This is a genomic window from Methylorubrum aminovorans, assembly GCF_022179725.1.
GTDB classification, from domain to species: Bacteria; Pseudomonadota; Alphaproteobacteria; order Rhizobiales; family Beijerinckiaceae; genus Methylobacterium; species Methylobacterium aminovorans.
Window position 1 is genome coordinate 1 of sequence record NZ_BPRC01000015.1, and the last position, 25,821, is coordinate 25,821.

22 protein-coding genes, 1 tRNA gene and 1 pseudogene are annotated in these 25,821 nt (G+C 68.3%); 9 read left to right on the forward strand and 15 right to left on the reverse strand.

Annotation, left to right across the window (positions count from 1 at the left end; translation table 11 throughout):
- Positions 1-309: 309 nt before the first annotated feature.
- A complete protein-coding gene (locus tag MFF24_RS18465) occupies positions 310-936 on the reverse strand; it encodes a glutathione S-transferase family protein (protein WP_166060154.1) in 627 nt (208 codons plus the stop codon).
- Between the two features lie 250 nt (positions 937-1,186).
- Here MFF24_RS18465 and MFF24_RS18470 point away from each other — a divergent pair, with 250 nt between their 5' ends.
- Both MFF24_RS18470 and glf read left to right on the forward strand, forming a co-directional pair.
- Positions 1,187-1,534 (forward strand): glycosyltransferase family protein, encoded by a 348-nt coding sequence (locus MFF24_RS18470; RefSeq protein ID WP_238226260.1) that lies wholly within the window; start codon positions 1,187-1,189, stop codon positions 1,532-1,534.
- 33 nt (positions 1,535-1,567) lie between these two features.
- Entirely contained in the window at positions 1,568-2,731 is a 1,164-nt protein-coding gene (glf, locus tag MFF24_RS18475; RefSeq protein ID WP_238226262.1) for a UDP-galactopyranose mutase, read from the forward strand.
- Between the two features lie 452 nt (positions 2,732-3,183).
- Here the strand turns inward: glf and MFF24_RS18480 are convergent.
- The 4 genes and pseudogenes from MFF24_RS18480 to MFF24_RS18495 form a co-directional block, all read right to left on the reverse strand.
- Positions 3,184-3,476: pseudogene (locus tag MFF24_RS18480) on the reverse strand (IS5/IS1182 family transposase); the annotation flags it as partial.
- Between the two features lie 698 nt (positions 3,477-4,174).
- A tRNA-Gly gene (locus tag MFF24_RS18485) sits at positions 4,175-4,249 on the reverse strand.
- 117 nt (positions 4,250-4,366) lie between these two features.
- The gene (locus MFF24_RS18490) at positions 4,367-4,843 is read right to left on the reverse strand and encodes an NUDIX domain-containing protein (RefSeq protein WP_238226264.1); all 477 of its coding nucleotides are present in this window, start codon (positions 4,841-4,843) and stop codon (positions 4,367-4,369) included.
- Between the two features lie 38 nt (positions 4,844-4,881).
- Positions 4,882-5,577: a fumarylacetoacetate hydrolase family protein gene (locus MFF24_RS18495; RefSeq protein WP_238226266.1), complete on the reverse strand. Its 696-nt coding sequence runs from the start codon at positions 5,575-5,577 to the stop codon at positions 4,882-4,884.
- Positions 5,578-5,873: 296 nt separating this feature from the next.
- Between MFF24_RS18495 and MFF24_RS18500 the strand changes: the two genes are divergently transcribed.
- From MFF24_RS18500 to MFF24_RS18510, 3 genes are all read left to right on the forward strand, one after another.
- Positions 5,874-7,328, forward strand: coding sequence for an FAD-binding oxidoreductase (locus tag MFF24_RS18500; RefSeq protein ID WP_238226268.1), 1,455 nt, complete (start codon positions 5,874-5,876; stop codon positions 7,326-7,328).
- Between the two features lie 386 nt (positions 7,329-7,714).
- Positions 7,715-8,008, forward strand: coding sequence for a DUF2218 domain-containing protein (locus MFF24_RS18505; protein WP_108941254.1), 294 nt, complete (start codon positions 7,715-7,717; stop codon positions 8,006-8,008).
- 72 nt (positions 8,009-8,080) lie between these two features.
- Complete coding sequence (locus MFF24_RS18510) at positions 8,081-9,340, forward strand: aminopeptidase (protein ID WP_238226270.1); 1,260 nt, start codon at positions 8,081-8,083, stop codon at positions 9,338-9,340.
- 169 nt (positions 9,341-9,509) lie between these two features.
- Here the strand turns inward: MFF24_RS18510 and MFF24_RS18515 are convergent, their stop codons facing one another.
- The 3 genes from MFF24_RS18515 to MFF24_RS18525 all read right to left on the reverse strand — a co-directional run bounded on the left by MFF24_RS18515 (position 9,510) and on the right by MFF24_RS18525 (position 12,804).
- A complete protein-coding gene (locus tag MFF24_RS18515) occupies positions 9,510-10,463 on the reverse strand; it encodes a lipid A biosynthesis lauroyl acyltransferase (RefSeq protein ID WP_238226272.1) in 954 nt (317 codons plus the stop codon).
- Positions 10,464-10,615: 152 nt separating this feature from the next.
- The gene (gene phbB / locus MFF24_RS18520) at positions 10,616-11,344 is read right to left on the reverse strand and encodes an acetoacetyl-CoA reductase (RefSeq protein ID WP_108941251.1); all 729 of its coding nucleotides are present in this window, start codon (positions 11,342-11,344) and stop codon (positions 10,616-10,618) included.
- Between the two features lie 275 nt (positions 11,345-11,619).
- The gene (locus MFF24_RS18525) at positions 11,620-12,804 is read right to left on the reverse strand and encodes an acetyl-CoA C-acetyltransferase (protein ID WP_108941250.1); all 1,185 of its coding nucleotides are present in this window, start codon (positions 12,802-12,804) and stop codon (positions 11,620-11,622) included.
- Positions 12,805-13,136: 332 nt separating this feature from the next.
- Here MFF24_RS18525 and phaR point away from each other — a divergent pair, with 332 nt between their 5' ends.
- A complete protein-coding gene (gene phaR / locus MFF24_RS18530) occupies positions 13,137-13,751 on the forward strand; it encodes a polyhydroxyalkanoate synthesis repressor PhaR (protein ID WP_238226274.1) in 615 nt (204 codons plus the stop codon).
- A gap of 606 nt (positions 13,752-14,357) precedes the next feature.
- Here the strand turns inward: phaR and rpmF are convergent.
- The 4 genes from rpmF to MFF24_RS18550 all read right to left on the reverse strand — a co-directional run bounded on the left by rpmF (position 14,358) and on the right by MFF24_RS18550 (position 17,236).
- A complete protein-coding gene (rpmF, locus tag MFF24_RS18535; RefSeq protein ID WP_003601373.1) occupies positions 14,358-14,546 on the reverse strand; it encodes a 50S ribosomal protein L32 in 189 nt (62 codons plus the stop codon).
- Between the two features lie 182 nt (positions 14,547-14,728).
- Positions 14,729-15,628, reverse strand: a complete 900-nt coding sequence (locus tag MFF24_RS18540) for a transglycosylase SLT domain-containing protein (protein ID WP_238226277.1) — start codon at positions 15,626-15,628, stop codon at positions 14,729-14,731.
- Positions 15,629-15,878: 250 nt separating this feature from the next.
- Positions 15,879-16,682 (reverse strand): Cof-type HAD-IIB family hydrolase, encoded by an 804-nt coding sequence (locus MFF24_RS18545; RefSeq protein ID WP_238226279.1) that lies wholly within the window; start codon positions 16,680-16,682, stop codon positions 15,879-15,881.
- An 11-nt stretch (positions 16,683-16,693) separates the two neighbouring features.
- Complete coding sequence (locus tag MFF24_RS18550; protein ID WP_238226282.1) at positions 16,694-17,236, reverse strand: gluconokinase; 543 nt, start codon at positions 17,234-17,236, stop codon at positions 16,694-16,696.
- Positions 17,237-17,551: 315 nt separating this feature from the next.
- On the opposite strand from MFF24_RS18550, the gene MFF24_RS18555 reads away from it, so the two are divergent.
- Both MFF24_RS18555 and MFF24_RS18560 read left to right on the forward strand, forming a co-directional pair.
- Entirely contained in the window at positions 17,552-18,718 is a 1,167-nt protein-coding gene (locus MFF24_RS18555; RefSeq protein WP_238226284.1) for a polysaccharide biosynthesis/export family protein, read from the forward strand.
- A 30-nt stretch (positions 18,719-18,748) separates the two neighbouring features.
- Positions 18,749-19,426, forward strand: coding sequence for a phosphorylase (locus MFF24_RS18560; protein WP_238226286.1), 678 nt, complete (start codon positions 18,749-18,751; stop codon positions 19,424-19,426).
- A 94-nt stretch (positions 19,427-19,520) separates the two neighbouring features.
- Here MFF24_RS18560 and hpnH read toward each other — a convergent pair whose 3' ends face one another.
- Positions 19,521-20,684, reverse strand: coding sequence for an adenosyl-hopene transferase HpnH (gene hpnH / locus MFF24_RS18565; protein ID WP_108941242.1), 1,164 nt, complete (start codon positions 20,682-20,684; stop codon positions 19,521-19,523).
- A gap of 796 nt (positions 20,685-21,480) precedes the next feature.
- Here hpnH and hpnN point away from each other — a divergent pair.
- A complete protein-coding gene (gene hpnN / locus MFF24_RS18570) occupies positions 21,481-24,129 on the forward strand; it encodes a hopanoid transporter HpnN (protein WP_238226288.1) in 2,649 nt (882 codons plus the stop codon).
- A 22-nt stretch (positions 24,130-24,151) separates the two neighbouring features.
- Here the strand turns inward: hpnN and MFF24_RS18575 are convergent, their stop codons facing one another.
- Both MFF24_RS18575 and hpnK read right to left on the reverse strand, forming a co-directional pair.
- A complete protein-coding gene (locus MFF24_RS18575) occupies positions 24,152-24,667 on the reverse strand; it encodes a hypothetical protein (protein WP_238226290.1) in 516 nt (171 codons plus the stop codon).
- A 273-nt stretch (positions 24,668-24,940) separates the two neighbouring features.
- Positions 24,941-25,783: a hopanoid biosynthesis-associated protein HpnK gene (hpnK, locus tag MFF24_RS18580; protein WP_238226292.1), complete on the reverse strand. Its 843-nt coding sequence runs from the start codon at positions 25,781-25,783 to the stop codon at positions 24,941-24,943.
- Between the last annotated feature and the right edge of the window lie 38 nt (positions 25,784-25,821).

Here is a 25,821-nt window from a genome sequence, read left to right on the forward strand (position 1 = left end):
TCCTCGGAGTTGAACCGCTCCTCACGACCCTCCGGGCGTGAGAGCACGCCGCACCTCGCGCACCATCTCCGCCCCGCACCGATCGACCAAAACGCGTTCTCACACAGTCTCGGTGGAAAGCGGGCTCTGCCTTGGCGCCCGGAAACCGACATCGAGGCTGCGGGCGGTCAGACGTAGCGCACACGCGTCCTCGGGCTGGCTCGACGGTCTGCCGGGGGACCCGTGTTGGCGACCAACCTGGCAGCACATCCCCAGGCGGCCGGCCTTCGGGTCACCTCGGAACATGACATCGGACTGATAGGCCCTCCCTCAGCCAATCGGCTCCATGTCCTGGCGCGCGAGGGCACGTTTGACACCCTCGTCCGCCTCCATGCGTGCGCGATGTGCCTTCAATGCCGGATAGTCTTCAATGGATAGCGGCGTCTTCTCGATCCAACGCGTCAGTACGTAGAGGAAAGTGTCAGCAAAAGACCGCTGCCCGAGATACCACTCGCCACCGTTCTCACTCAGGATGCCATCCATCCGCTTATAGTGACCGATGAGGGTTTCGTAGGTCTTTCGTTTGACCTCTTCCCGCGCGGCTTCGCTCTCGGCGAGCTTCTGAGTATTGAAGTGCCCCCCATAAGCGGCATGGACCTCCGAAGTCATGTACGACAGCGCCTCGGCTTCCTTGCGGCCGAGCCTCGTGTCGCGGCCGTAGCCCTCCTTGCCGTGCGCCGCGCCAAGCCAGGCGAGGATGGCCGACGCCTCCGTCAGCACATCACCGTCATCGAAGCGTAGCGCTGGGACCTGGCCTTTGGGGTTGATGGCGAGATAGGCGGCCTTCTTCTGATCGCCGTAAGCTATGTTGTGAACTTCGACCGGCGCGTCGAGCCATGCAATGGCGATGTTCGGCGAAAGCGAACAGGTACCCGGCATCGTGTAGAGCGTGGGCATGACGTTCTCCTCAAGTGTCTTCGATCTGCCGGAGCTACCGTGATCGGCGGGTCACGGTCTTCCTACAGCCCGGTCGTACCGAGCCGCAATTCCATGCCGTCGACCGGAACCCCCTCGTCTGAAGTCCTCGACTGGAGAAGAGGTGGCGGCAGCCAACACAACTGCCGCCAGTTCCGTTCACCGGCCTCGACCTAAGCCGCTTCAGCCGCCTTTTCAGGGTTGAAGCCGTCGAAGCTGGAATCTCGGCCTGATGCCCTTCGCCTTGAACGAGGCGACACGGTTCATCAGCCCGACGAAGACCCCCGAATTCCTGGCCGCCGGGCTGCAGGTGATCTCGACGCCCATCGTCGACGTGCTGCGGGATTACGGAGAGGCAGGATTGGTCGCTGTCGCCGAGACGCCGGAAGCCGTCGTCCTCTCCGCCGAGGCGCTTCTATTCCGGTCAAAGGACGCTTGGCTCGAAGCGGTCGACCAGCGCCTCGCGACTCATTCCTGGGACCTGACCTGGGCCGCGATGCAGGCGCTCATGGCGGATGCCCAGCGCCGCAGCGGAGCCTTGGCGGCTCCGCTTCTGCACTCGGCCACAACCGCGGTCTGAGCTCTATCCCTGCAACCCTGGAGGTCGGGATCCATGTTCGATTGGCTGATCGTCGGCGCGGGATTTGCTGGCAGCGTGCTTGCGGAGCGGCTGGCGAGTCAGCGCGGCGAGCGCGTCCTCGTGATCGACCGGCGCCACCATGTCGGCGGCAACGCGTATGATAGGCTCGATGAGGCGGGTATCCTCATCCATCAGTACGGGCCGCACATCTTCCACACCAACGCCGACAGTGTCGTCGACTACCTGTCCCAGTTCACCGCGTGGCGGCCCTACGAGCACCGGGTTCTGGCGATGGCGGACGGGATGCTGGTGCCGATCCCGATCAATCTCGACACGATCAACCGCCTCTACGGCCTTTCCCTCACCTCGGACGAACTCGCAGCATGGTTCGCCGCCCGCGCCGAACCGATCGCGGAGATCCGGACCTCCGAGGACGTCGTTGTCTCAGCCATCGGCCGGGAACTCTACGAAAAGTTCTTTCGCGGCTACACGCGCAAGCAATGGGGACTCGACCCTTCCGAACTCGACCGGCAGGTGACGGCACGGGTGCCCACCCGCACGAACCGCGACGACCGCTACTTCACCGACACGTTCCAGGCCATGCCGGCTCAGGGCTATACGCGGATGTTCGAACGGATGCTGGCGCATCCCAACATCAGCGTGATGACCAATGCCGATTTCGGCAGCCTGCGCGAGTTCATCCCCCACCGGCGTCTGATCTATACTGGCGCCATCGATGAGTATTTTGGCTTACGTTTCGGCCGATTGCCCTACCGCTCCTTGCGCTTCGTGCACACGACACTCGATACCGACCGGCACCAGCCGGTGGCGGTGGTAAATTATCCGCAGAGCGAGGCCTACACGCGGATTACCGAGTACAAGCACCTGACCGGCCAGGCGCACCCGCAGACATCCCTGACCTACGAGTATCCGAGCGCCGAAGGCGATCCCTATTACCCGGTGCCGACGCAAGAAAATCAAGCCCTGTTCAAGCGCTATGAGCGGCTTGCCCTCGCACAGCCCGATGTCTGGTTCGTTGGTCGGCTCGCTACCTACCGCTACTACAACATGGACCAGATCGTCGGGCAGGCACTTGCAACATACCGACGGATCGACGCCCAACTCGGCCGTTCCTCCGCCAGTCTGCCGCGACCGGCGCGCCCGCTTTACACCGCGCCGCAGCCAACCGTGCCGTGATGAAGCGGATTAGGCTGGCTGACTATCGTCCAAGACATACAAATTATATAAAAAAGGGGTTTTGCTTCGTTAAATTTGGAAGGGCCTGGCTCTAAATGAGTCAGCGACTTGGATCGTCTTGCATTGTGATAAGGTGCCCGCGGGAACGGCCGGCTCCTGCGAAATGAGGAAGCTATCATTCACCGGCTGCATGCGTTTTGAGTGCGCATGAGAGCTGCCGAGACTTTTTCGCGAACGCGAACGAGAGGTCCCCTTCATGACCTGAAGCGGACTTTCAGGTGTGTGGTGCCGAAGGTCCGGAAGGGGTCAGGAGTTCGCTCGCCGTTTGCCCGGCTCTGCGGTATGAGTGGACCCAGCGCCGGTTACACCAACCATCCGCTCTGGTCTCACAGGCGGCTACACGGACGAACCTGCAGCATCGAACGGATCCGCTGAAGGGTCCCATCCGATCACCCAACGTGGGGCTGCACGGCGAAGCAGGAGGCCAGGAACGGCCAGAGCAGCCAGGACGCCCGCTGCAGCGCAACCCCGCCCTGGCTGTCGCGGCGGCCGGCCGTTGAGACGGTAGCCAGAGACAGAGCGCCATAGGTACCGGTGAGTGCATGACGCTTGCGGCCGACCACGCCCAGGGCCGGATCGCGGCCGCGCTCGCCCTGACGCCGACGCCGCCTGGGCGCGCGGTCTGCGCATCGAGGAGGGCACCGGTCGAGCCGGCTTCGCGTCCAGCCCGCCCGTGGTCGGCCAGGGTCTGGATGTCCCCGTCGATGTCCTCAACCGGAGCTTCGTCGCTTCGAGGGCGACGACGAGGTGATGATCGGGAATCGCTGCCGCTCGAGTTGCGGCATTGCTTCCTGCAAGGGCAGCGCCATGCGCGAGAACATCATGCTTCACGGATCGCTGCGGGCGAGTTCGGAAAGACGGGGGACGAGATCGTGACCTCGATACGCATGATTCTGCGAACGGCAATTGCTGCGCTGAAGCGGGCTCCACCGAAGGGCTACTTGCCGCCGATTGTCTCCGGAAGACGCGCCTGAAACCGACTTCCGCAGCCGGAGCAGATCAGTCAATGCGATCAAGGGGGGCGAAATCGTCGCCAGCCTCGTCGGTCACATCCGACGTCGACCCGGTGGCATGAGGCATCTGCGGCAGCCGGCCTGCCGGGTGCCACGATGTGGGCAGATAAGCGGCGTCCCGTTCCATCCTAGCGAAGGACTGAAGGAACGGAAATGATCTCTGGTGCGAATCAACACATTCGACAACCGGGGCCGCTCAAGGCGTCACAACACCCCAATATGCCGGTGCAAAGGACTGAGGTGCTAGACCTATACCTTCTAGCCGTCGTTTCGACGAGCAGAAACGTGAAGCCTCGGTGAGGCCTCTAGATATTCGGGACGCGGCTTCGCTGACCGAATTAGCCCTAAAGGCTTGGAATGGTTGGGAAACTGGAGCGGGCGAAGGGATTCGAACCCTCGACCCCAACCTTGGCAAGGTTGTGCTCTACCCCTGAGCTACACCCGCTCTCTTGTCCGTCCGTCCGGCGCCGTGGGCGCCCCCGTCGGTGGAGGTGTGTAAACACCATCCCGCCGGCGGATGCAAGCGCCAAGTTCGGGGCAGGTTCGAGATTTTTTCCGGGGCTCACCAAAGCTCGGCCGGAGGCTGCCCCTCGCGGATTTCGGCGAGGCGGGCACGGGTGGCGCGGGTGGTGTCCGTGGGAAGCGCGTCGAGGGGGAAGAAGCCGGCCTCGGCGATCTCGCGGTCGGGCCGCTTCGGCCCCGCCACGGTGAAGGCCGGGACGACGTAGACGGCGATGTGGTCGCGGCGCATCGCACCCGGATTGAGGAAGAAGCCGTGCAGGCGCAGAACCGCCTCGGGCGCCACGATGATCTCGGCCTCCTCGCGGAACTCGCGGGCCATCGCGGCGGGCGCGCTCTCACCCGGATCGATCCCGCCGCCGGGCAGGTGCCAGCCGCCGACATAGGTGTGGCGCACGAGGCAGACCCGCCCCTGCCCGTCGATGGCGACGCCGCGCACCCCCAAGGTCATGCCGCGGGTCAGGAGCGCGACGCGCAGGGACAGGCGGTGCAGCCAGGGACGGTCGAGATTCAGGATCATGCCGGGTCTTGTAGACGGTGGCGTCGCGCCCGTCCCGCTCACACGACCCGCAGCGCGATCGTCCCGATCCCATCGATGCGCGCACGCATGGTCTGCCCGCGCTGCACCGCCCCGACGCCCGACGGCGTGCCGGTGAAGATCAGGTCGCCGGGATGCAGCTCGAAATAGGTCGAGAGCAGCGCGACCTGCTCCGGCACCGACCAGATCATCTCGGACAGGTCGCCCCGCTGGCGCTCCTCGCCGTCGACGGCCAGCGTGATCGCGCCGGAGCGGGGATGGCCGATGACGCCGGCCGGCCGGAGCGGACCGATTGGGGCCGAAAAATCCGCCGCCTTGCCGAGCTCCCAGGGCCGTGCCTGCCGCTTGGCCTCGTCCTGCAGGTCGCGCCGGGTCATGTCGAGGCCCACCGCATAGCCGTAGACATGAGTGCCGGCGCTCTCCACCGGGATGTCGCGACCGCCGCGACCCAGGGCCGCCACCAGTTCCACCTCGAAATGGTAGTTCTCGGTGCGCGGCGGGTAGGGATGCTCGACCGTCGCACCCTTGGGCACGACCTGGATCGTATCGGCCGGCTTAAGGAAGAAGAACGGCGGGTCGCGCTCGTCGGCGCCCATCTCGCGGGCATGGGCGCGGTAGTTGCGGCCCACGCAATAGACCCTGCGCACGGGAAACAGGTCGGAGCAGCCCTGGATCGGCAGCGTGGCGCGCGACGGGTTCGGAATCACGGACAGCATGGCGCCTCAAGCCTCGTCTTCGGTCGGACGACGATACGGAATCGATCGGGCGGCGATCCGCCGCGGCAAGGAAACCCGCGAGGGGCCGGAGCGTGCCATCTCGAGAGCCGGGCTCGACCCGATTGCATCAGGTCGGCGGCTCCCAGGCCCTGTCGTGTCGCGCCTTCTTTCGACGAACCGGCATCCACTTCGTCGGAACGCGCTCTCGCTCACGCCTCCCCGCCATCCACGGTCCTCGGTGCAATCCGCGTCCGCCCGGCCTATCTGGGGCGGAGGATGCTCTTGCCCGCCCGCCGATGACCGACGCCCGCCCCACCCATGACGGCCTTCTCGCCGCGCTCTCCGAGCGGCTCGGGGCGCGGCACGTCCGCACCGAGCCGGCCGAGATCGCGCCGCACTTGGTCGAGTCGCGCGGGCTCTATCGCGGCCAAGCCCTCGCCGTGGTCACGCCGGGCTCGACCGAGGAGGTCGCCTTGACGATGGGGGCCTGCGCCGAGGCACGGGTGCCGGTGGTGGCGCAGGGCGGCAATACCGGTCTCGTCGGCGGCGGCGTGCCCTTCGGCGGGATCGTGCTGTCCCTGAACCGCCTCGCACGGCTGCGGGCGATCGATCCGCTGGGTGCCAGCATGACGGTGGAAGCCGGCATGATCCTCGCCGACGTCCAGGCGGCGGCGGCGGAGGCCGGGATGCTGTTTCCGCTCTCCTGGGCGGCGGAGGGCACGGCGCGGATCGGCGGCGGGATCGCCACCAATGCCGGAGGCCTCGCGGTGCTGGCCTATGGCAATGCCCGCGACCTCGTGCTCGGGCTCGAAGTCGTGCTCGCTGACGGGCGGGTCTGGAACGGGCTCAAGGCGCTGCGCAAGAACAACGCCGGCTATGACCTCAAGCACCTGTTCATCGGGTCGGAGGGCACCCTCGGCATCATCACCGCCGCGACCCTGAAGCTGTTCCCCAGGCCGCTCTCGACCTGCGTCGGCTTCGTCGGGCTGCCCTCGGCACGGGCGGCGCTCGCCCTGTTCGCGCGGCTGCGGGCCGGCGCCGACCGGGGGCTGACCGCCTTCGAATACATGCCCCGCTTCGGCCTGGAAATCGTCCTGAAGCACGGCATCGACGTACGCCCGCCGCTCGCCGGCGCCCATGCGGCCTATGCCCTCGTCGAATTGTCCTCGCCCCGCCCCGGCGCCGACAGCCGCGCCGAGATGGAGGCTCTCCTTGCCGAAGCGATGGAGGCCGGGCTGGTGGAGGATGCGGTGATCGGCGGCAGCGCCGCGCAGGATGCCGCCCTGTGGCGCCTGCGCGAGTTGCTGCCCGAGGTGCAGAAGGCGGAGGGCGGTTCGATCAAGCACGACGTCTCGCTGCCGCTCTCGCGGCTGGCCGATTTCCTGGAGGAGGCGACCGCGGCCTGCGAGGCGGCGATGCCGGGCCTGCGCCCCTGCCCGTTCGGCCATTTCGGCGACGGCAACATCCACTTCAACCTGACCCAGCCCCTCGGCATGGAGAAGGCCGCGTTTCTGAGCCAGTGGAGCCGCTTCAACGGCATCGTTCATGGGATCGTCGAGCGGATGGACGGCTCCATCGCCGCCGAGCACGGCATCGGCCTGATCAAGCGCGACGAACTCGCTCGCACGGCCGATCCCGTGGGCCTCGACCTGATGCGGCGGCTCAAGGGCACTCTCGATCCCCACGATCTCCTCAATCCCGGCAAGGTCGTTGCCCTCTCGGACGATCCACCGCCGGCCCTCCCGGTCTGAGGTACGGGCCCGGGCGCCGTGTGACGGACCACACGTGGGAACGCGGCGTGTTGTTCAGGGGTTATTGTGCGACGCACAAGAGCGCGGCATGATCCCTGTTCCGCGAAGGGGATGAGCCTTGCGCACAACCGGAATCGCGCGCCGGATGATGAGATCGTTAACCTCTGCGACACGACAATCGCCCTCTGCGGTGGCTCGAGGCGGAAGGGACTGCCTCGGTTTCGTCGCATGACGATTTTAGTCCCTCATTCCATATGCTGCGTTGCGGCGTCGTTTCCTCGAAAAGCGATGCGCTGCAGCAACGGGAGTGGGAAGCATCCGGGACCGAATTCACGGGCGTGCTCTTCGCGCGCTCCCCACTGCACCGACTTTGAAGGAGACCATCGATGCCCATCTCGCAGGCCCGGGTGCCGACTGCGGAAGCGAGCCGCTACCTCAAGCAGCTCTGCCGCCACTGGAGCCACAAGTTCCCCGTTGAGGAGAGCGGCGACAAGGGCCGCGTTCCGTTCGGCGAGGACCGCATCTGCACCTTCGAGGCGAGCCCCGAGGCCCTGCTGCTGCAGGTCGCGACCCCCGACCCCGCCGGCCTGACACGGCTGGAGAATGTCGTCTCCGACCACCTCCTGCGCTTTGCCTTCCGCGAGAATCTGGGCGAGATCACGTGGTCGCGCGCGGCCTGAGCCGCGTGAGGATCTGACGCCCGCATCGGAGCCGGGGGATCGCGCGCGGCGAAACAGCGTGAGGATCGCCCCATGAGCCAGATGCCGGGAACGGCCGCCCTCCCATTCACCGAGCGCCTCGACCGGCTGGCGGAGGTCGCCGTGCGGGTCGGCCTCGGGCTGCGGCCGGGCCAGGAACTGGTGATGACGGCGCCCCTCGAAGCGGTGCCGCTCGCCCGCGCGATCACCGAACACGCCTACAAGGCCGGCGCCGCGCTGGTCACCACCTTCTACGCGGACGACGCCGCCACCCTCGCCCGCTTCGCCCACGCATCCGACGAGGCCTTCGACAAGGCCGCCGGCTGGCTCTACGCCGGCATGGCCGATGCCTACCGCAGCGGCGCGGCCCGCCTCGCCATCTCCGGCGACGACCCGTCCCTGCTGGCGGGCCAGGATCCGGCCAAGGTCGCCCGCGCCAACCGCTCGCGCTCCCAGGCCTACGTGCCGGCCCTGGAACTGATCGCGGGCTTCTCCACCAACTGGACCATCGTCTCGGCCGCAACCAAGCCCTGGGCCCGCACGGTCTTTCCCGATCTGCCCGAGGACGAGGCGGTCGCCCGCCTGTGGGACGCGGTGTTTTCTGCCTCGCGCATCGACGGGCCCGATCCGGTGGCCGCCTGGGGCGAGCACAACCGCGATCTCGCCCGCCGCACCGAGCGGCTCAACGGATCCCGCTTCTCGGCCCTGCACTTCCGCGGCCCCGGCACCGACCTCACGGTCGGCCTCGCCGACGACCACGAATGGTGCGGCGGCGCCACGACCGCCAAGAACGGCGTGGTCTGCAACGCCAACATTCCGACGGAGGAGGTGTTCACCACGCCGCACCGCCTGCGGGTGGAGGGCACCGTCGCCAGCACCAAGCCGCTCTCCTATCAGGGCACCCTGATCGACGAGATCCGCGTGCGCTTCTCGGAGGGACGGATCGTCGAGGCGCATGCGCGCACCGGCAGCGACGTGCTCGCCAAAGTGCTCGACACCGACGAGGGCGCGGCCCGTCTCGGCGAGGTGGCGCTGGTGCCCGCCTCCTCGGCGATCTCGGCGTCGGGGCTCCTGTTCTACAACACGCTCTACGACGAGAACGCCGCGAGCCACATCGCGCTCGGACAGGCCTACTCGAAATGCTTCCGCAACGGCGGCGAGGGCCTGAGCGAGGCCGATCTCGCCGCGCGCGGCGCCAACCGCAGCCTGATCCATATCGACTGGATGATCGGCTCGGCGGAGATCGACGTGGACGGGATCACGGCGTCCGGCGAGGCCGTGCCGGTGATGCGCCGCGGTGAATGGGCCGACTGATCCGATTCGCGTCCGTCCTTGCGAGGCGGAGCCGAAGCAACCCAGGGCGCGACTCTTCCGGAGAAGTCGCGCTCTGGATCGCTTCGCTGACGCTCGCGATGACGGAGAGAGCAGAAAGCCGGGGCGTCGCCACCGCGCCGCACACTCTGAGCGATGGAATGGCGCGCTGTCAGGCGGTGTGCGTCGATGTCCCCTTCGGCAGCATGTTGGGCCGCCAGCGGCGGTGCATCCACAGCCACTGGCCGGGATGCTCGCGCACCCATCCCTCGACCACATGCGTCATCGCCTGCATCGCACCTTGAACGTCGATGAGCCCATCGGGGCCGCGGGGCAGGTCGAGGGGCGGCGTCAGTTCGAGCAGGAAGCGCCCGCCCGGCTTGCGCACCACCCGCGCGCCGTGGACCGGGCAATCGTGGTGCCGGGCGAGCTTGCCGAGCAGCGGGTTGGCGAGAACCGGGCGGCCGAAGAACTGAACCACCACGCCGCGGGTGAAGTGCTGGTCGATGAGCTGGCCGAGATGGCCGCCGCGCTCCACCACCCCCTGCATGGCGAAGACGGCGCCGGGTCCGGAGGCGGCCAGCCCCCCCATGGTCTTGCGACGCACCTCCTGCACCAATTGGGCGGCGGCCGGATTGTTCGGCGGCCGAAACACCGCGGTGGTCTCCAGGCCGAATTTCTCCGCGCAGATCGCCGGCAATTCCCAGTTGGCGAGGTGGGCCGAGAAGATCAGCCCCGGCCGGCCGTCGTCGCGGATCGCGAAGAACTGCTCCAGCCCGCGCACGTCCATGCGCTGCGTGGCGAGGTTCTCGGGATCGAAATCGAAGATCGTGTCGAGATGGGCGTATTCTGCGCCGGTGCGCCCGAGATTCTCCCAGGCCTCCCCGGCGATTGCTCGCAGCCGCGCCTCGTCCTCCTTTGGATAGGCCGCGCGGAGGTTGGCCATCGCCGTACGGTGAGAGGGCAGGAACGGGCCGACAAGACGCGCGAGCCGGCCGCCGGCCGCACTCGCCCGGTCGGTGCCAAGCATCCGCGCGAGAAGGAACACCGCCCGGATCAGCGGAATGGTCGCGAGGCCCGCCAGTCGGGGCAGGTTCCGCCGCAGGATCAGCGCGAGGCGCAGCACAGCCGGTTCATCGATCGGAGGATTCGGGGAGGTGGGAACGCGGGATAAGGTATTTTTCTTGGGCAAGCGAGCATCTTGCCCGAAAATGGCGAAGGCCGCCGGCCCGTCGAGCGGACCGGCGGCCTTGGGAAGGCGCGGGACGAGGACGTCGATCAGACGAAGTGCTGGCCGCCGTTGATCGTCAGCGTCGAGCCGGTCACGAAGCCGGCTGCGTCGCTGGCGAGGTACTCGACCGCGTGGGCGATCTCGTCGGCCTCGCCGAGGCGACCGGTCGGGATCGTCGAGATGATCTTGTTGCGGATGTCCTCCGGCACAGCCATCACCATCTCGGTGGCGATGTAGCCGGGGGCCACCACGTTCACGGTAATGCCCTTGGAGGCGCTCTCCTGCGCCAGAGCCTTGGCGAAGCCGATCACGCCGGCCTTCGCCGCCGAGTAGTTGGTCTGGCCGGCCTGGCCCTTCTGGCCGTTGATCGACGAGATGATGATGATGCGCCCGAAATTGCGCGAGCGCATACCGTCGATCAGCGGACGGGTGCAGGTGAACATCGAGTCGAGGTTGGTCTTGATGACCGCCTGCCACTTCTCGAAGGTCATCTTGTGGAAGGCGCCGTCGCGGGTGATGCCGGCGTTGTTCACCAGGATGTCGATCGGGCCCAGTTCCGCCTCGATCGCCTTGATGCCGGCCTCGCAGCTCGCGAGATCGCCGACATCGAACTTGAACACCGGAATGCCGGTCTCGGCCTTGAAGGCGTTGGCGGCCTCGTCGTTGCCGCCGTAATTGGCAGCGACCTTGTAGCCCTTATCCTTCAGGCGCTTCGAGATCGCGGCGCCGATGCCGCGCGTTCCGCCCGTGACGAGGGCGACGCGTTCCTGAGCCATGGTTTCCTCCGTGCTCCCGTATCGGGTTGTTGTTAAGCCGGTTCGCGAAACACCCGCTAGGCGTGTGGCGGACAGGACAAGGATCCTGTCACCACCTTGGCGGGAGCGGGTCTCTGCGCCTTGCCCGGTCTGTGTAACCGGGCGACCGGACGCTGGCACCGCATTTAAATTTCACAAACTCTCAAGCCGTTTTCGTCAAATTCAGTTTGAGGTCAGGGCAAGCCATTTCAGAGGAAGAGAGGGCAGTGGATGCCCTCCCCTCCGAAGCCGGTCGCTCAGACCCGCTCGACGCACATCGCGACGCCCATGCCGCCGCCGATGCAGAGGGTGGCGAGGCCTCGTCTGGCATCGCGGCGCTTCAGCTCGTGCAGCAGGGTGATGAGGACGCGGGCGCCCGAGGCGCCGATCGGGTGGCCGATGGCGATGGCGCCGCCATTGACGTTCACCTTCTCGTCGTCCCAGCCCATGTCCTTGTTCACGGCCAGAGCCTGGGCGGCGAAGGCCTCGTTCGCCTCGATGAGGTCGAGGTCGGCGGGCTTCCAGCCGGCCTTGTCGAGCGCCTTGCGCGAGGCCGGAATCGGGCCGGTGCCCATCACCTTGGGATCGACGCCCGCGGTCGCCCAGGAGACGATCTTGGCCAGCGGCTTGATGCCCCGGCGCTCGGCCTCAGAGGCCGACATCAGCACGAGGGCGGCGGCGCCGTCGTTGAGGCCCGAGGCGTTGGCGGCGGTCACGGTGCCGTCCTTGGTGAAGGCGGGCTTGAGCTTGGCCATCGCCTCGACGGTGGCGCCGTCGCGGATATACTCGTCGGTGTCGACGATCGTGTCGCCCTTCCGGCCCTTTACGGTGACGGGGACGATCTCCTCCTTGAACCGGCCCTCCTTGCGGGCGGCCTCGGCCTTGTTCTGCGATCGCACCGCGAACTGGTCCTGCTGCTCGCGGGTGAGCTGGAAGGCCTGCGCCACGTTCTCGGCGGTCTGGCCCATGTGGTAGCCGTTGAAGGCATCCCACAGGCCGTCCTTGATCATCGTGTCGACGAGCTTGAGGTCACCCATCTTCTGGCCGCCGCGCAGGTATTGCGCGTGGGGGGAAAGCGACATCGATTCCTGGCCGCCCGCCACGATCACCTTGGCGTCGCCGTTGGCGATCTGCTGCATGCCGACGGCGACCGTGCGCAGCCCAGAACCGCAGACCTGGTTGAGGCCCCAGGCGGTGGCCTTCTCCGGGATGCCCGCGGCGATGGCGGCTTGGCGCGCCGGGTTCTGGCCGGCGGCCGCCGTGAGCACCTGGCCGAAGATCACCTCATCCACGTCGTCCGGCGAAACGCCCGCCCGCTCCAAAGCCGCCTTGATCGCCACCGCGCCGAGTTCGTGCGCGGGCACCGAGCCGAAGGCGCCGGCGAACGAACCCACCGGCGTGCGCGCCGCCCCGACAATGACGATATCTTCGCTGGCTGCCATCGTGACGTTCTCCTCGTTCGGCTGCGCGATATTTGGTAGACCAGAATGTCCGGTGCGCGACTTGCCGTTCACCGGATGAAGAGCGCAGCACTCGCGAAGTCAAGCGTGCTTTCGGACAAGATGGCCGGAACGTCGCACCGCGTCGCACCGGCATAGACACGTGCCGTCGGATTCTGCGGGGACAGAGATAAATTGCTGTTTTCGCCGCGTCGCGTAAGCCTTAAGGTCGGAGCCGAAGAATGCAGGACCCGGCCTGCGCAGGCGGGCAGCCGATCATGGCGGAGCGTTGAGCTTTGCGCAGACTCATGACCGAAGCGGGAGGTGTCGCAACAATGGCCGAGAACGGCAGGGCGCATCAGACCGTCATCAAGAAATACGCCAATCGCCGGCTCTATCACACCGGCACATCCACCTACGTCACGCTCGAAGACCTCGCGACGATGGTGCAGAACGGCGAGGACTTCATCGTCTACGATGCGCGCTCGGGCGACGACATCACCCGCTCGGTCCTGACCCAGATCATCTTCGAGCAAGAAAACAAGGCCGGCGAGGATAACTTGCTGCCGGTGGCCTTCCTGCGGCAACTGATCCGCTTCTACGGCGACAGCATGCGCACGATGGTGCCGAGTTTCCTCGAATTCTCCATGGCGAACTTCGCCAAGGACCAGGATGGCCTTCGCGAGAAGATGGCTCAAAGCTTCGGCCCCTCCGCCTTCCAGCAGGCGCTGCAGGAGCAGGTGCGGGCCAACATGACCTTCTTCGGCGATGCGATGAAGATGTTTACCGGCGGTTTCGGCCCCCCTGCCCCGCCGTCGGTGTCGGGAACTGCGCCCGCCTCGCCGCCGGCCGCCGTTCCTGCCGCTACCGGCGGAGGAAACGACCTCGACGAATTGAAGAAGCAGATGGCGGAGATGCAGGCCCGCCTGGAGTCGCTGGCGCGCAAGTAGCGCGGCGGCAACTTAACGGCGTCTTCCAGGGGTATCGCTCGAGGGCGATGCCCCTTTTCTTCGTTTCACCACAAACGCCTGCGGTGGCCTCCACAGCCTCGACGTCCGCTCCGATCGACGTCCCTCCGGCTGTTCTGGCCCCTCGGACGTGCTGCGTGGGGCGTGTCCGCGTGCGGCCGGCAGGGCCATCGCTCTTCGAGCGATTCCTCAACGTCCGCACCTGCCGGCGCGAGACAGTTCGTTAAGATCCGGTTAACGTCGGCCCAGGCCTTGCACGAGATCGCGTGCGGGGCCGGAGATGCGACGCGACATGGACCGTTCCAAGACCGATTGTGCCGATCAGGGCCACACCGCCTCAGGCGAAGCCGCCGGTCCCGAAGCCTCCTCGCGCGCCCTCGTGGCCCCGTCATCTGCCGGGGCAGGCCCCCGTCTTCGGGGCGGTCGCCCGATGGCGAACTTTCTGACCCAGTTGATCGTCAGCGCCGACCCTGCCCTGCGTCCGGCCCGCCTGGAACGCACGAAGGCCGCGGCCGCGCTCTACGCACGGGCCGCGGCCTCCAGATAACGGATCCGTGGCCGCCGGACAGGTCCGGCGGCTCTCGGTCCTTACGCCTCGGCGGACTTCACCTTCAGAACCTGACGGCCGCGATACATGCCGGTCTTCAGGTCGATGTGGTGCGGGCGGCGCAGCTCGCCAGAGTCCTTGTCCTCGACATAGGTCGGGGCCTTGAGGGCGTCGGCGGAGCGGCGCATGCCGCGGCGGGAGGGGGAAGTCTTTCGCTTCGGAACGGCCATGGGAGTGTACCTCAGGCAAAAAGGGCGCCCAAGGCCCATCCCCTTAATCGGGGGATCGCCGATGGCACCGCGTTGAGTGACGGAGATTCGAGGCGGGCTGTATAACCGCAGGAAGGGCGACTGGCTAGAGCGCCCGTTCCTCTATGGACAGGCGGCTGATGCGCGATGGGCGCACGGCGTGTTCAGGGCGTGGCGGGGGCCGCCGAGGCCTCCCGGATCGGGGCGGGCTCGGCGGGTTTGCGGGCCACCACGATCGGCGCACGGACGATCGCCGCGAGCACGGTCTCGGAGGGGCGGCGCGGCGGCAGCGGCACCTCGACGGAATCGGACACGGCCGCATGTTGTCCGGCGGCAGCCTGCGGGATCGGCTGAGGCTGGCTCGGTACTTGAACCGTAGCTTGAGCGGCGGCCTGCGGCTGTGCGGCGGGCTGGGCGAGGCTTGCGACCTGCAGCGCCGGTTCGGCGGCGAGGGTGGCGGGCCGTCGCGGCGGGAGCGGCACCTCCACGGCGTCGGTCGGGCCCGGCCCCGGTGCGGCGTAGGCCAGCGCCTGCGAGGTGCCCGCGGCCGGTGCGTTGCCGCGAAGGGCGAACAGGCCGTCGAAGCCGTTGGCCGAGCGGGCGCTCGTGCCGGCGGCCGGCGCGGCGGAGGCCACGGTCGTCGTCCCCGCATCGTCGGGCGGCGTGGCGTCGATGCCGAGGCGCTTGGCGGCGTAGTAGTAGCCGCGGCTGTAGTAGCGGTAGGCCTGCTCCACGTCGCCCTTCGCAGCGCGGTAGGCGCCGGCGAGATAGGCGATGCCGTATTTCAGGTTGGTCTCGGGATCGAACAGCCCGGCCGCGTCGCCGTTGTAGCCGAGGCCCCGCGCGGTGGCGTGCTTGATCTGCATCAGGCCGAGCGCCGAGCCGCCCTTGGCGCGGGCGTTGTAGTTGCTCTCCCGCTTGACCACGCGATGGACGAACGCCTCGGGCACCTTGTTGGCCCGGGCCTGCTCGGCGATCAGCGCATCGATGTTGTCCCGCGCCGCCGCTTGAGCGAAGGCCGACGCCGGGGCGGCGGCAAGCAGGGCGGCGAGGAGAAGACGCATGGGGGACCCGGTCGTTTTTGGGTGCCTCGCTTCAGCCTCCCGTAGACCGGCGGCCCACCCCTGACGGGGAGCGGCTGCCGCGGGAGCCTCGCGAGGGTCACTCGTTACGGCTCAGTTTGTCTCACCTGGGTCGGGGTCAAATGAGGCGGGAACGTGGAGCCCGCGCAAATCCCTGCGGATGCCGGGGCGCGCGGCCCCGACCCTGTCGCAGAAGAGGCACAGCCGCCCGCCGCGGCCGGAGGCACGGGCCTCAGGTGTCCCCGAACACGAATCGGTTGATCGCGCGGGCAAATCCGTCCTCGTTGTTGCCCAAGGTCACCGCGGAAGCCGCCCGCTGCACGGTGGCGGCGGCGTTGCCCATGGCGATCGACAATCCGCTCTCGCGGAACAGGGCGATGTCGTTGGCCGCGTCGCCCAGCGTGGCGATTCGCTGCCGCGGAAGGCCGAGCTGCCGCCCGAGATCGGCGACGAAGCTGCCCTTGTCGATGCCGGGCGGCGTCACGTCGAGGTAGTAGGGCTGCGAGCAATGTACGGCCGCCCGCCCGTCCAGCTCCGCCGCGAGCGTCGCCTCCAGCCGCGCAAGGCCGGAATGGTCGCGGCTCACGCCGACGATCTTGGCCGCTCGCCCGAGGAGGGGCGACAGGTCCGGCATCACCGTCGGATCGGTTTGCAGGGTGCGGCGCTCGAGGTCGGTATAGGGTGCCTGCGCGTCGCGCAGGTTCCAGGCGCCGTCGGCGAAGACCCACATGTCGATCCCGGCTGCGTCGAGGCGCGCGGCCGCCTCGCGGGCGACCGCCTCGGGGATCAGCCGCTCCGAGATCGGCCGGAGATCGGGCGCGCAGACGGTGCTGCCGTTGAAGGCGCCCATCGGCAGGCGCAGGTCGAGACTTTCGGCGAGTGAGCGCAGGCCGACCGGCGGTCGGCTGGAGGCGAGCGTGAAGCCGATCCCCGCCGCGCCGAGCCGCCGCGCCGCATCGATCGTGGCCCGCGTGAGCCGCTTGTCGTCGGTGACGAGCGTTCCGTCGACGTCGGAGACGACGAGGGCGATGTCCATTCTGTTCATACCTATCCGCAGATGTCGCCGGCCGGGATGCCGAGCCGCGTGGCAACCGCCGCGACGATGGCGTCGGGGCCCTCCTCGATGCCGACGGTGATCGGGTCTTCGTCCGGTCCCGGCGGTTCGAGGGCAGCGAACTGGCTATCGAGGAGCGTGGCCGGCATGAAATGGCCGTGACGCGCCCGAATCCGATCTTGGATGAGCTCCCGGCTCCCCTCCAGGAAGACGAGGCGGATGCGGGGGGAGGCACCGATCAGGGTCCGGCGATAGGCGCGTTTCAGGGCCGAACAGGCGACGACCGCACTCTCTCCGGCCGCGAGTCGGGCGTCGATCCAGGCGCGGATGCGGCCGAGCCAGGGTTGGCGCGCCGCGTCGTCGAGGGGGTGCCCATCCCGCATGCGGGCGATGCTGTCGGGTGTGTGGAAATCGTCGCCGTCGGCGAAGGTCCAGCCGAGCCTCTCGGCCAGCAGCGCGGCCACCGTGCTCTTGCCGGAGCCGGAGACGCCCATCACGACGAGAACGGTCGGGGCGGTGGGTCGAGGATCGGTCATCCGGCTCCCTGCCCGGCTTCTTGGAAGAACGGTTGCGGCGCGTGTCCGGGGGGGGCGCGACACGGACACGCGCCGGTCGGCGCCGGCTTGGCTGGACGCGGACAGTTAGTGGATCTTGTCGGCAGGACCATCCTCACGCGCCCGTCTCGTTCTCGGAGAGGCGGGAGCCGCCATCCGGAGCGCGCGGGAGAAGTGTGGGCATCGGGGACAGGCCGACGCATTCCCTGCTCCCGCGTCCGGTGTGGCGGCCTCGCCACGGACAGCTTGGCCACTTTCGGCTACCCACCCGATGAGAGAAACCGTCAGGCGACCTGAATGCGCGCTCTAGCCCTTGCCCTCCTCGCCGCCACGGCGGTGTCGGGGTGCTCGATCCTGCCGGCGGCGGGGCCGACCACCTCGGCAATCGAGAGTGGCGCCGACATCGCCACCGCGGAAGGCCTGTTCGCCCGCTACGAGATCATCGACGTTACTCCTGCCCTCGTCGAATCCCTGCGCACCCGCCCCCTCGACAGCCTCCTCGTCACCTTCGGAGACAACCGGCCGGCCCTTGAGCCCGTGATCGGCGTCGGCGACTATGTGGCGGTCCAGGTCTGGGAGGCGGGCTCCGGCGGCTTGTTCTCCGGTCCGCTGGTCGCCGACCGCTTCTCCGCCGGCTCGAAGTCGGCCATGATCCCCGAGCAGGTGGTCGGGCCCGACGGCGGCATCACCGTTCCCTATGCCGGCCGCATCAAGGTCGTCGGACGCCGCACCCAGGACGTCCAGGCGCTGATCGAGACCGAGCTCGCCGGCAAGGCGATCCAGCCGCAGGTGCTCGTCTCGGTCACCAAGCCGATCTCGCAATCGGCGACCGTCACCGGCGAGGGCGCGATGGGCATGCGCGTGCCGCTCTCGGGTCGCGGCGACCGGCTGCTCGACGTCATCGCCCAGGCCGGCGGCGTGCGCACGCCCGTGGCCGAGACCTTCGTGCGACTGTCGCGCGGCAACCGCACCGTCACCGTTCCGATGAGCACGGTCGTCGCCAACCCGCGCGAGAACATCTTCGTGCGGCCGAACGATACGCTGACGCTAGTGCGCGATCCGCAGACCTTCCTGTCTGTGGGCGCGCTCGGCGCCACCACCGAGGTGCCGTTCTCCGCCGACGGTCTGACGCTGTCGCAGGCGCTGGCCCGCGCGTCGGGCCTGCGCGAGACCCAGGCCGATCCGGCAGGCGTGTTCATCTTCCGCTACGAGCCGGCGGCGGTGGTACGCCGGCTGCGGCCGAACTCGCCGCTTCTGGCCTCGCCGCAGGTGCCGGTGGTGTACCGGGTGAACCTGCGCGATCCGCAAGGCCTGTTCCTGGCCCAGAGCTTCCGCATGCGCAACCGCGACCTCGTCTATGTGTCGAGCGCACCGTTCGCGGAGCTGGGCAAGGTGCTGAGCGTATTCTCGACCGTGACGGCGCCGGTCTCAGCCGGCGCCTCGCTCTACACCGTCACCCGCTGATCCGGCGTCGCGGTTCGCGAGGGCGCGGGGATGGCACCCGGTACGGTTCTGGCGGTGATGGGTCTTGCCCGCGAGGCCCGCATCGCCGCGGGCTCCGGCGTCGAGACGATCCAGGCCGGCGGCAATCCCGCGCGCCTGAGGCGGGCGCTCGACGAGCGTCCCTCGCACGGCCTGCGCGCGGTCGTCAGCTTCGGGATCGCCGGCGGCCTCGATCCTGCCCTGAGGCCGGGTGACGTCATCGTCGCCACGCATCTCGATGCGCAGACGCGGTTTCCGGCCGATCCCGCGATCGGCCGCCGCCTGTTCGAAGCCTTGCACGGGCTGCCGGGCCGCGTCGTCGCCGGCGGCCTCGCAGGCTCCGACGTCGCGGTCATGACGATTGCCGACAAGGCGAGCTTGCACGCGCGTACCGGCGCCCTGGCGGTCGATATGGAGTCGCACGTGGCCGCCGCCTATGCGGCCCGCCACGCCCTCCCCTTCGCGGCGCTTCGGGTCGTCTGCGACCCGGCCGAGCGCGCCCTGCCCGCCTTCGCGGCCACGGCCCTCACGCCGGAGGGCGAGCCCGACATTCGGGCCGTGCTCGGCGCGCTCCTGCGGGGCCGCGCCCGGATCAGCGAGCTGATCCGGCTCGGCCGCGATTCCTCGGCGGCCTTCGCGTCGCTCGCCCGCTGCCGCACCCGGCTCGGACCCGATCTCGGAGTGGCGTGAACGGCCGCCTCGTCGCCGAGCGAGAATCCGGAAACGAGAAGACCCGCGCGGCCGGTACCGCGCGGGTCTTCTTGCATGCGTTGGAAAGCTGGGCTCAGGCAGCGGTGCGCTTGCGGGCTTCCTGCTTGGTATCGACGCCCGAGGCTTTGATCTCGGAGAGCTTCTGGGCGACGTTGCGCGAGAACACGAACTCGGCCGGGCGCTGGTTCTCGAGAGAGATCTCCGGCGCCATGTCGCCTTCGGTCTTGATGCCGCGGATCGCGTGCACCAGCGGCTTCCACGGCTTCTTGACCGAATCGACCACCGAGGAGGCCTCGTAGCCCGAGTGGACCATGCAATCGGCGCACTTCTCGTAGTTGCCGGTGCCGTAGGCGTCCCAGTCGGTCTCCTCCATCAACTCCTTGAAGGTCGCCGCGTAGCCTTCACCGAGCAGGTAGCAGGGCTTCTGCCAGCCGAACACGGTGCGGGTCGGGTTGCCCCACGGGGTGCAGTGGTAGGACTGGTTGCCGGCCAGGAAGTCGAGGAACAGGCCCGACTGCTGGAAGGTCCACTTCTCGCGGCCCTTCTCCTTGCCGTGCCGGAACACGCCGCGGAACAGGTCCTTGGTCGCCTTGCGGTTGAGGAAGTGCTTCTGGTCCGGCGCGCGCTCGTAGGCGTAGCCCGGCGAGACGGTGATGCCGTCGATGCCCATGCGGGTCACCGAATCGAAGAAGTCGGCGATCTTGTCGGCGGACGAGTTGTTGAAGAAGGTGCAGTTGATGGTGACCCGGAAGCCCATCTCCTTGGCCTTGGCGATGGCCGCCACCGCCTTGTCGTAGACGCCGCGCTGGCACACCGACTGGTCGTGCATCTCCTTGTCGCCGTCGAGATGGATCGACCACGTGAAGTACGGGCTCGGCTTGTACTCCTTGATCTTCTTCTCAAGCAGCAGCGCGTTGGTGCAGACGATCGCGAACTTCTTCTGCGCGATGATGCCCTGCACGATCTGCGGCAGATCCTTGTGGAGGAGAGGCTCACCGCCGGCGATCACGACCACGGGGGCGCCGCACTCGCGCACCGATTCCAGCGCCTCGTCCACCGGCAGGCGCTTGTTCAGGATCTCGTCGGGGTAATCGATCTTCCCGCAACCGGCACAGGCGAGATTGCAGCGGAACAGCGGCTCCATCATCATGACGAGCGGGTAGCGCTTCCGCCCCGTGATGTGCTGCTTGAGGATGTAGCCGCCGATCTTCGCGACGTACCGTATGGGGATTCCCAAGACGCGGCTCCTTAGATGCTGTGGTTCCGGACTTAGCCGGGCTGCTTAGCGTGAGAAGGACAGGAATTCCAGCGCATTAGGCTGGAACTGTTCCCAAAGGGCGCTTGTCAGGCGCGATTTCGAGGGAGTGTGGCCTGCCGGTTTCGCGGCCGTCCGCCGGCTTCGGAGATGAAGCCCGCGGCCGTGCGATCCGGAGCGGAATAACCTTCTGATTTCCGCCTTCTGCGGCGGATTTTTGACCTTTTCGCGCGCATGCCAAACTGCACAGGCAAACTGCATAGGACCGAACGAGTTCACGATTTCTCGTGCATGCCTCGTGCCGGTTCCCGCGGCCCATCCCTGCCCGACCCGAGCGGATCGTCACGGCGTCGCATCGGGTCGACGTTGTGTCGACATCAGCCGGAACGCTTGTGCGAAGCGATAATCCTGCGCAATCCGGGTGCAGTGCGCAATCGCACCCACCCCACAGGAGCGGGCCGGTTTGCCGGGGCGCGTTGCATTCCCCCGCCGGGGCAAGTAGGTAGCGCGCCAACGACACGGATGATCGGAGTGGAGTCCGTTCGCGTCTCCTCGCGTCTTTCGTGTCCGCTGGACGAGGGGCTGCCGGCCGGTGGTCCCCATCCGGATTTCTCGCTCGCGAGGGTCACGTCCCGCGGGCCATGACGAGGATCGATTCGGCGCGTCGCCGCCTGCTTGAGGACGCCGCGTTCTGTGTCGCGGGGAGGACGGGACTTCGAATGTCCCGGCCCGTCGTCACGCGGGGACAGGCCGGATCGTTAGGCAGGCAGGGTTTTACGTGATCGAACGTCTCGTCGCGTTTTCCGTCAGGCGCCGCTGGCTGGTACTGGTGGCCGCGGCGCTCCTCACGGTGGCGGGCGCGGGCGCCGCCGCCCACCTGTTCCGCATCAACACCGATGTCGAGCGGCTGATCGAGCCGAGCGTCCCGTGGCGCCAGGACGAGATCGCCTTCGAGAAGGCGTTCCCGCAGCGCACGAACCTCGTGGCTGCCGTCATCGACGGCGAGACGCCGGAGATCGCCGAGGAGGGGGCCGCGCGCTTCGCCGAGGCCTTGAAATCGCACCGCTCCGAGATCGAGACCGTCTACCGGCCCGATGGCGGCCCGTTCTTCGATCGCAACGGCCTCCTGCTGATGTCGCAGGAGGAGCTGGAGCAGACGACCCAGCGCCTGATCGAGCAGCAGGGCCTTCTCGGGCCGCTGGCCGCCGACCCGTCGCTGCGCGGCGTGATGCGCGTGCTCAGCCTCGGCGTGAAGGGCGTGAAGAGCGGCGACGCCAAGCTCGAAGACCTCGCCCAGCCAATGACGCAGATCGACGAGACGCTGCGCAAGGCTCTCGACGGGCAGCGCGCCCGCATGTCGTGGCAGACCCTGCTCGCGGGCGGGCGCAGCGAGACCACGGACAAGCGCAAGTTCGTGATGATCCAGCCGGTGCTCGACTACAACGCGCTGGAGCCGGGCCGCGAGGCGACCAAGCTGATCCGGCGCGTGGCCGCCGAGCAGAACATCGACGCGGCCCACGGCCTGCGCATCCGCCTGACCGGCCCGGTGGCCGTGGCCGACGACGAGTTCGCCACCCTCGCCGACGACGCCTTCCTGAACTACTCGCTGACGACGGCGGCCATCGTCCTATTCCTGTGGCTGGCCCTGCGCTCCGGCCCGCTCGTCGTCGCGGTCCTGATCACCACCTTCTCGGGCCTCGTCGTCACGGCGGCTCTGGGCCTCCTCATGGTGGGTGAGCTGAACCCGATCTCGGTGGCCTTCGCTGCCCTGTTCGTCGGCCTCGGCATCGATTTCGGTATCCAGTTCGCCGTGCGCTACCGGGCCGACCGCTACGAACTCGGTGACGTCGATTCCGCGCTTCGCGGCGCGGCGCGGGGCGTCGGCTGGTCGCTGACGCTTGCGGCGATCTCGCTGCTCGCCGGCTTCTTCGCCTTCCTGCCCACGAAGTTCCGCGGCGTGTCCGAACTCGGCCTCATCGCCGGCGTCGGCATGATCGTGGCCTATTTGTTCTCGCTGACGCTGCTCCCGGCCCTCATCGCGGTGCTCAACCCGCGCGGCGAGAAGCGGGCGGTCGAGACGACGTGGATGGCGGGGGTCGATCACTGGATCATCGAGCACCGCAAGTGGGTGCTGATCTTCGTCGGCCTCATCACCGTCGCCGGCATCCCGCTGCTCCTGAAGCTGCCGTTCGATTCCAACCCGATGCACCTTCGCAGCCCGAAGGTGGAATCGATCGCGACCTATCTCGACCTGATCAAGGATCCGGCGACCAGCCCCAACTCGATCGACGTGCTGGCCCCGAACGTCGATGCGGTGCCTGAACTGACCAAGCGCCTGGAGGGGCTCGACGCGGTCGCCAAGGTGATCTCGATCGATACCTTCGTGCCGCGCGACCAGGATCAGAAGCTCGCCACCATCCAGGAGACGGCGCAACTCCTCGGCCCGGCGCTCAACCCGGCGCGCAAGCCGCCGCCGCCGACGGATGCCGAGAACGTCAAGGCGCTGAAGGACACCGCCGCGGCGCTGAAGACCATCGCGGGCGGCGATTCGGCCGGCGCCAAGGCGGCGGATCGCCTGTCTGGCACACTCGACACGCTGGCCGCCGCCCCGGCGGAGAAGCGCGAGGCGGCCAGCGTCGCGCTCACCACCGACCTGAAGACGCTGATGAGCCGCCTGGCGGGGCTGCTCGATCCGAAGAAGATCACCCTCGACAACCTGCCCAAGCCGCTCAAGGCCGAGTGGGTGACGAGCGACGGGCGTGCCCGCATCGAGGTTCACCCGAAGGGCGATTCCAACGACGACGAGGTGCTGCGCCGCTTCGCCAAGGAGGTGCAGACGGTCGATCCCCACGCCACGGGCGCCCCGATCGCGACCACGGAATCGAGCTACACCATCCTCGGCGCCTTCGTGCAGGCGGGCCTGACTGCGCTCGCGCTGATCTTCATCCTGCTCTCGGTGGCCCTGCGCAAACCCTGGGACGTGGCGATGACGCTCGGCCCGCTGGTGCTGGCAACCCTGTGGACGCTGATGGCGCTCAAGGTCATCGGCATGCCGCTGAACTTCGCCAACATCATCGCCCTGCCCCTGATGCTCGCGGTCGGCGTGGCCTTCCACATCTACTACGTCATCGCGTGGCGCGCCGGCGTCGTCGACATGCTGGCGTCCAGCCTGACGCGGGCGATCTTCTTCTCGGCGATGACCACGGGCACGGCCTTCGGCTCGCTGATCCTGTCGAGCCATCCCGGCACCGCCAGCATGGGCGAGCTGCTCGCGCTGTCGCTGTTCTTCACCCTGATCGCGGCGTTCTTCGTGGTGCCCGCCTTCCTCGGGCCGCCGCCGAAGCATCCGGATGTCGACCGTCCCGAAGGCACGGAAGCCGGCCGGCCCGCCGGCGAGGTGACGCGTGAGCCCGCGGCGGTGAAGTAGAAGCTCGGTTGGGTGGGTGGCCTTAGTCGCCCGCCAGCCGCGCCTGGATCGCCTCCAGAATCCAGGCGTCGCGGGTCTTCCCCGCCTTGGCGGCGGCGGCATCGATCTGCAGCGACAGCGCCGGCCTGACCGGCAGGCTCAGGATGAATGCGGTCTCGCCTTGGTTCGGTTCGGGAGGATCGTAGACGAGGATCGTCAGCGTGGAAGCGAAGCGGCGGACCGCCTCGCGCTGGCGATCGAGCGTCAGGCTCCCGTCGCGGGCGACCAGCGGACAATAGGCGGCGACGGCGCGGTCGACGATGACCGCACGGGGCACGCCCGCGCTCGTGAGACGCCGGACCGCCGACGCGAGGGCCGTGCTCGCCTTCTCGTCGAGCCGCGGCGAGAGGATCGCCTGAGTCAGGACGGTATCGGCCTCCGGTTGCGGCGCCGAGGGCGGACCGCAATCGAGGCCGGCGGATCGGGCGGGCGCAGCCGCCAACGCAACGGCCAGGCTCGCCGTGAGGCCGAGCGATCCAAGGATGGCGCGTCGTCTCATGGATCTGGGTTCTCCCGGCCCGCGCAGGCGCGTCCTGACGCCGTCGATCTTCGGGGCGCGGCTTCCTGCTCAGGATGCCTCCCGGCGCGTCGAACGGCGTTGATTTCGATCAGCGTTCGACGGTGGCTCTGACCGGATCCGGCCCGCCCGTATCTCGAGGCTGCGCTCGAGGGCGGTCCGCTCGATGATGTCCGGGGTGTCTCAAGAGGCGGAATGCGGGCTCTCACGTGCCGCGGCTCCACACCGATGCCGGCCGTCCCGTCGCGACACGGCTCAGGCAAGAAAATCCGAAAAGCCGCCCCGCTCGGCGCCGCTGCGCTCGGCGGTGTCCCGCGCCTGCGGTGCGATCAGGGCGTCGCGCTCAGCCGCATAGAGATAGCCCGGCGCCTCGCCGGGGAAGCCGCCAGCCGTCGCGGGATGGGTGTAGAGTTCGGTCAGCCCGTCCGGCAGATGGCGCAACAGGGCGGTGACGCGCTCCGGCGTCATCGCGCCCGACCATGCGAGGCCGAGCGTCCGGGTCGGGATCAGCAGGCCAGCCTGCCGGGCGCGCACGGCGAGCAGCGCCGCCCAGGGCGCGGTGTCGAGGGCGGGTTTCGGTTGGAAGCCGGGCTCGGCGCGCCGCAGCAGGTCGCGCGGCTCGCGCGGCACCCGCAACGCCCGCATCCCGTAATCGCGGCCGATCCGCAGCACGAGGCCGGCGATCAGCGGGTGGATGTGGAAGTGCTTGTGCGCGTTGACGTGATCGAGCGGTAGCCCGGTCGCGCGGAACGCCTCGAACTGCGCCCGGATCTCGGCGGCGAGCTGCCGCCGGGCCGGCGCCTTCAGGGCGAGGTCGAGGCCGAGACGCTCCATGTCGCGCCGCATCAGCCCCTGCCCGTCCGTCAGGTCGGGCAGCTCCGCGGGCGGGAGGGTCGGCCAAGCCTCGACCAGGACGAGGTGCAGCCCGACCCGGAGGGACGGCGTGCGCCGCGCACGGGAGACCGCATCGGCCGCACCGGGTGCCGACACCATCAGGCTGGCAGCGGTGAGGATGCCCTCGCGATGGGCCTGCTCGACGGCCTCGTTGACCTCGCGGCTGAGGCCGAAATCGTCCGCGGTGACGACCAGTCGCTTCAAGCTCTGCCCCCTCTCTCGGGTGTCGAGAGGGCAAGCCC

Excerpts from the sequence above, each read along its gene's own strand:
- MFF24_RS18465 (WP_166060154.1), bottom strand. The coding sequence starts at position 936 with ATGCCCACGCTCTACACGATGCCGGGTACCTGTTCGCTTTCGCCGAAC.
- MFF24_RS18470 (WP_238226260.1), top strand. The coding sequence starts at position 1,187 with ATGCCCTTCGCCTTGAACGAGGCGACACGGTTCATCAGCCCGACGAAG.
- glf (WP_238226262.1), top strand. The coding sequence starts at position 1,568 with ATGTTCGATTGGCTGATCGTCGGCGCGGGATTTGCTGGCAGCGTGCTT.
- MFF24_RS18490 (WP_238226264.1), bottom strand. The coding sequence starts at position 4,843 with ATGATCCTGAATCTCGACCGTCCCTGGCTGCACCGCCTGTCCCTGCGC.
- MFF24_RS18495 (WP_238226266.1), bottom strand. The coding sequence starts at position 5,577 with ATGCTGTCCGTGATTCCGAACCCGTCGCGCGCCACGCTGCCGATCCAG.
- MFF24_RS18500 (WP_238226268.1), top strand. The coding sequence starts at position 5,874 with ATGACCGACGCCCGCCCCACCCATGACGGCCTTCTCGCCGCGCTCTCC.
- MFF24_RS18505 (WP_108941254.1), top strand. The coding sequence starts at position 7,715 with ATGCCCATCTCGCAGGCCCGGGTGCCGACTGCGGAAGCGAGCCGCTAC.
- MFF24_RS18510 (WP_238226270.1), top strand. The coding sequence starts at position 8,081 with ATGAGCCAGATGCCGGGAACGGCCGCCCTCCCATTCACCGAGCGCCTC.
- phbB (WP_108941251.1), bottom strand. The coding sequence starts at position 11,344 with ATGGCTCAGGAACGCGTCGCCCTCGTCACGGGCGGAACGCGCGGCATC.
- MFF24_RS18525 (WP_108941250.1), bottom strand. The coding sequence starts at position 12,804 with ATGGCAGCCAGCGAAGATATCGTCATTGTCGGGGCGGCGCGCACGCCG.
- phaR (WP_238226274.1), top strand. The coding sequence starts at position 13,137 with ATGGCCGAGAACGGCAGGGCGCATCAGACCGTCATCAAGAAATACGCC.
- rpmF (WP_003601373.1), bottom strand. The coding sequence starts at position 14,546 with ATGGCCGTTCCGAAGCGAAAGACTTCCCCCTCCCGCCGCGGCATGCGC.
- MFF24_RS18540 (WP_238226277.1), bottom strand. The coding sequence starts at position 15,628 with ATGCGTCTTCTCCTCGCCGCCCTGCTTGCCGCCGCCCCGGCGTCGGCC.
- MFF24_RS18545 (WP_238226279.1), bottom strand. The coding sequence starts at position 16,682 with ATGGACATCGCCCTCGTCGTCTCCGACGTCGACGGAACGCTCGTCACC.
- MFF24_RS18550 (WP_238226282.1), bottom strand. The coding sequence starts at position 17,236 with ATGACCGATCCTCGACCCACCGCCCCGACCGTTCTCGTCGTGATGGGC.
- MFF24_RS18555 (WP_238226284.1), top strand. The coding sequence starts at position 17,552 with ATGCGCGCTCTAGCCCTTGCCCTCCTCGCCGCCACGGCGGTGTCGGGG.
- MFF24_RS18560 (WP_238226286.1), top strand. The coding sequence starts at position 18,749 with ATGGCACCCGGTACGGTTCTGGCGGTGATGGGTCTTGCCCGCGAGGCC.
- MFF24_RS18575 (WP_238226290.1), bottom strand. The coding sequence starts at position 24,667 with ATGAGACGACGCGCCATCCTTGGATCGCTCGGCCTCACGGCGAGCCTG.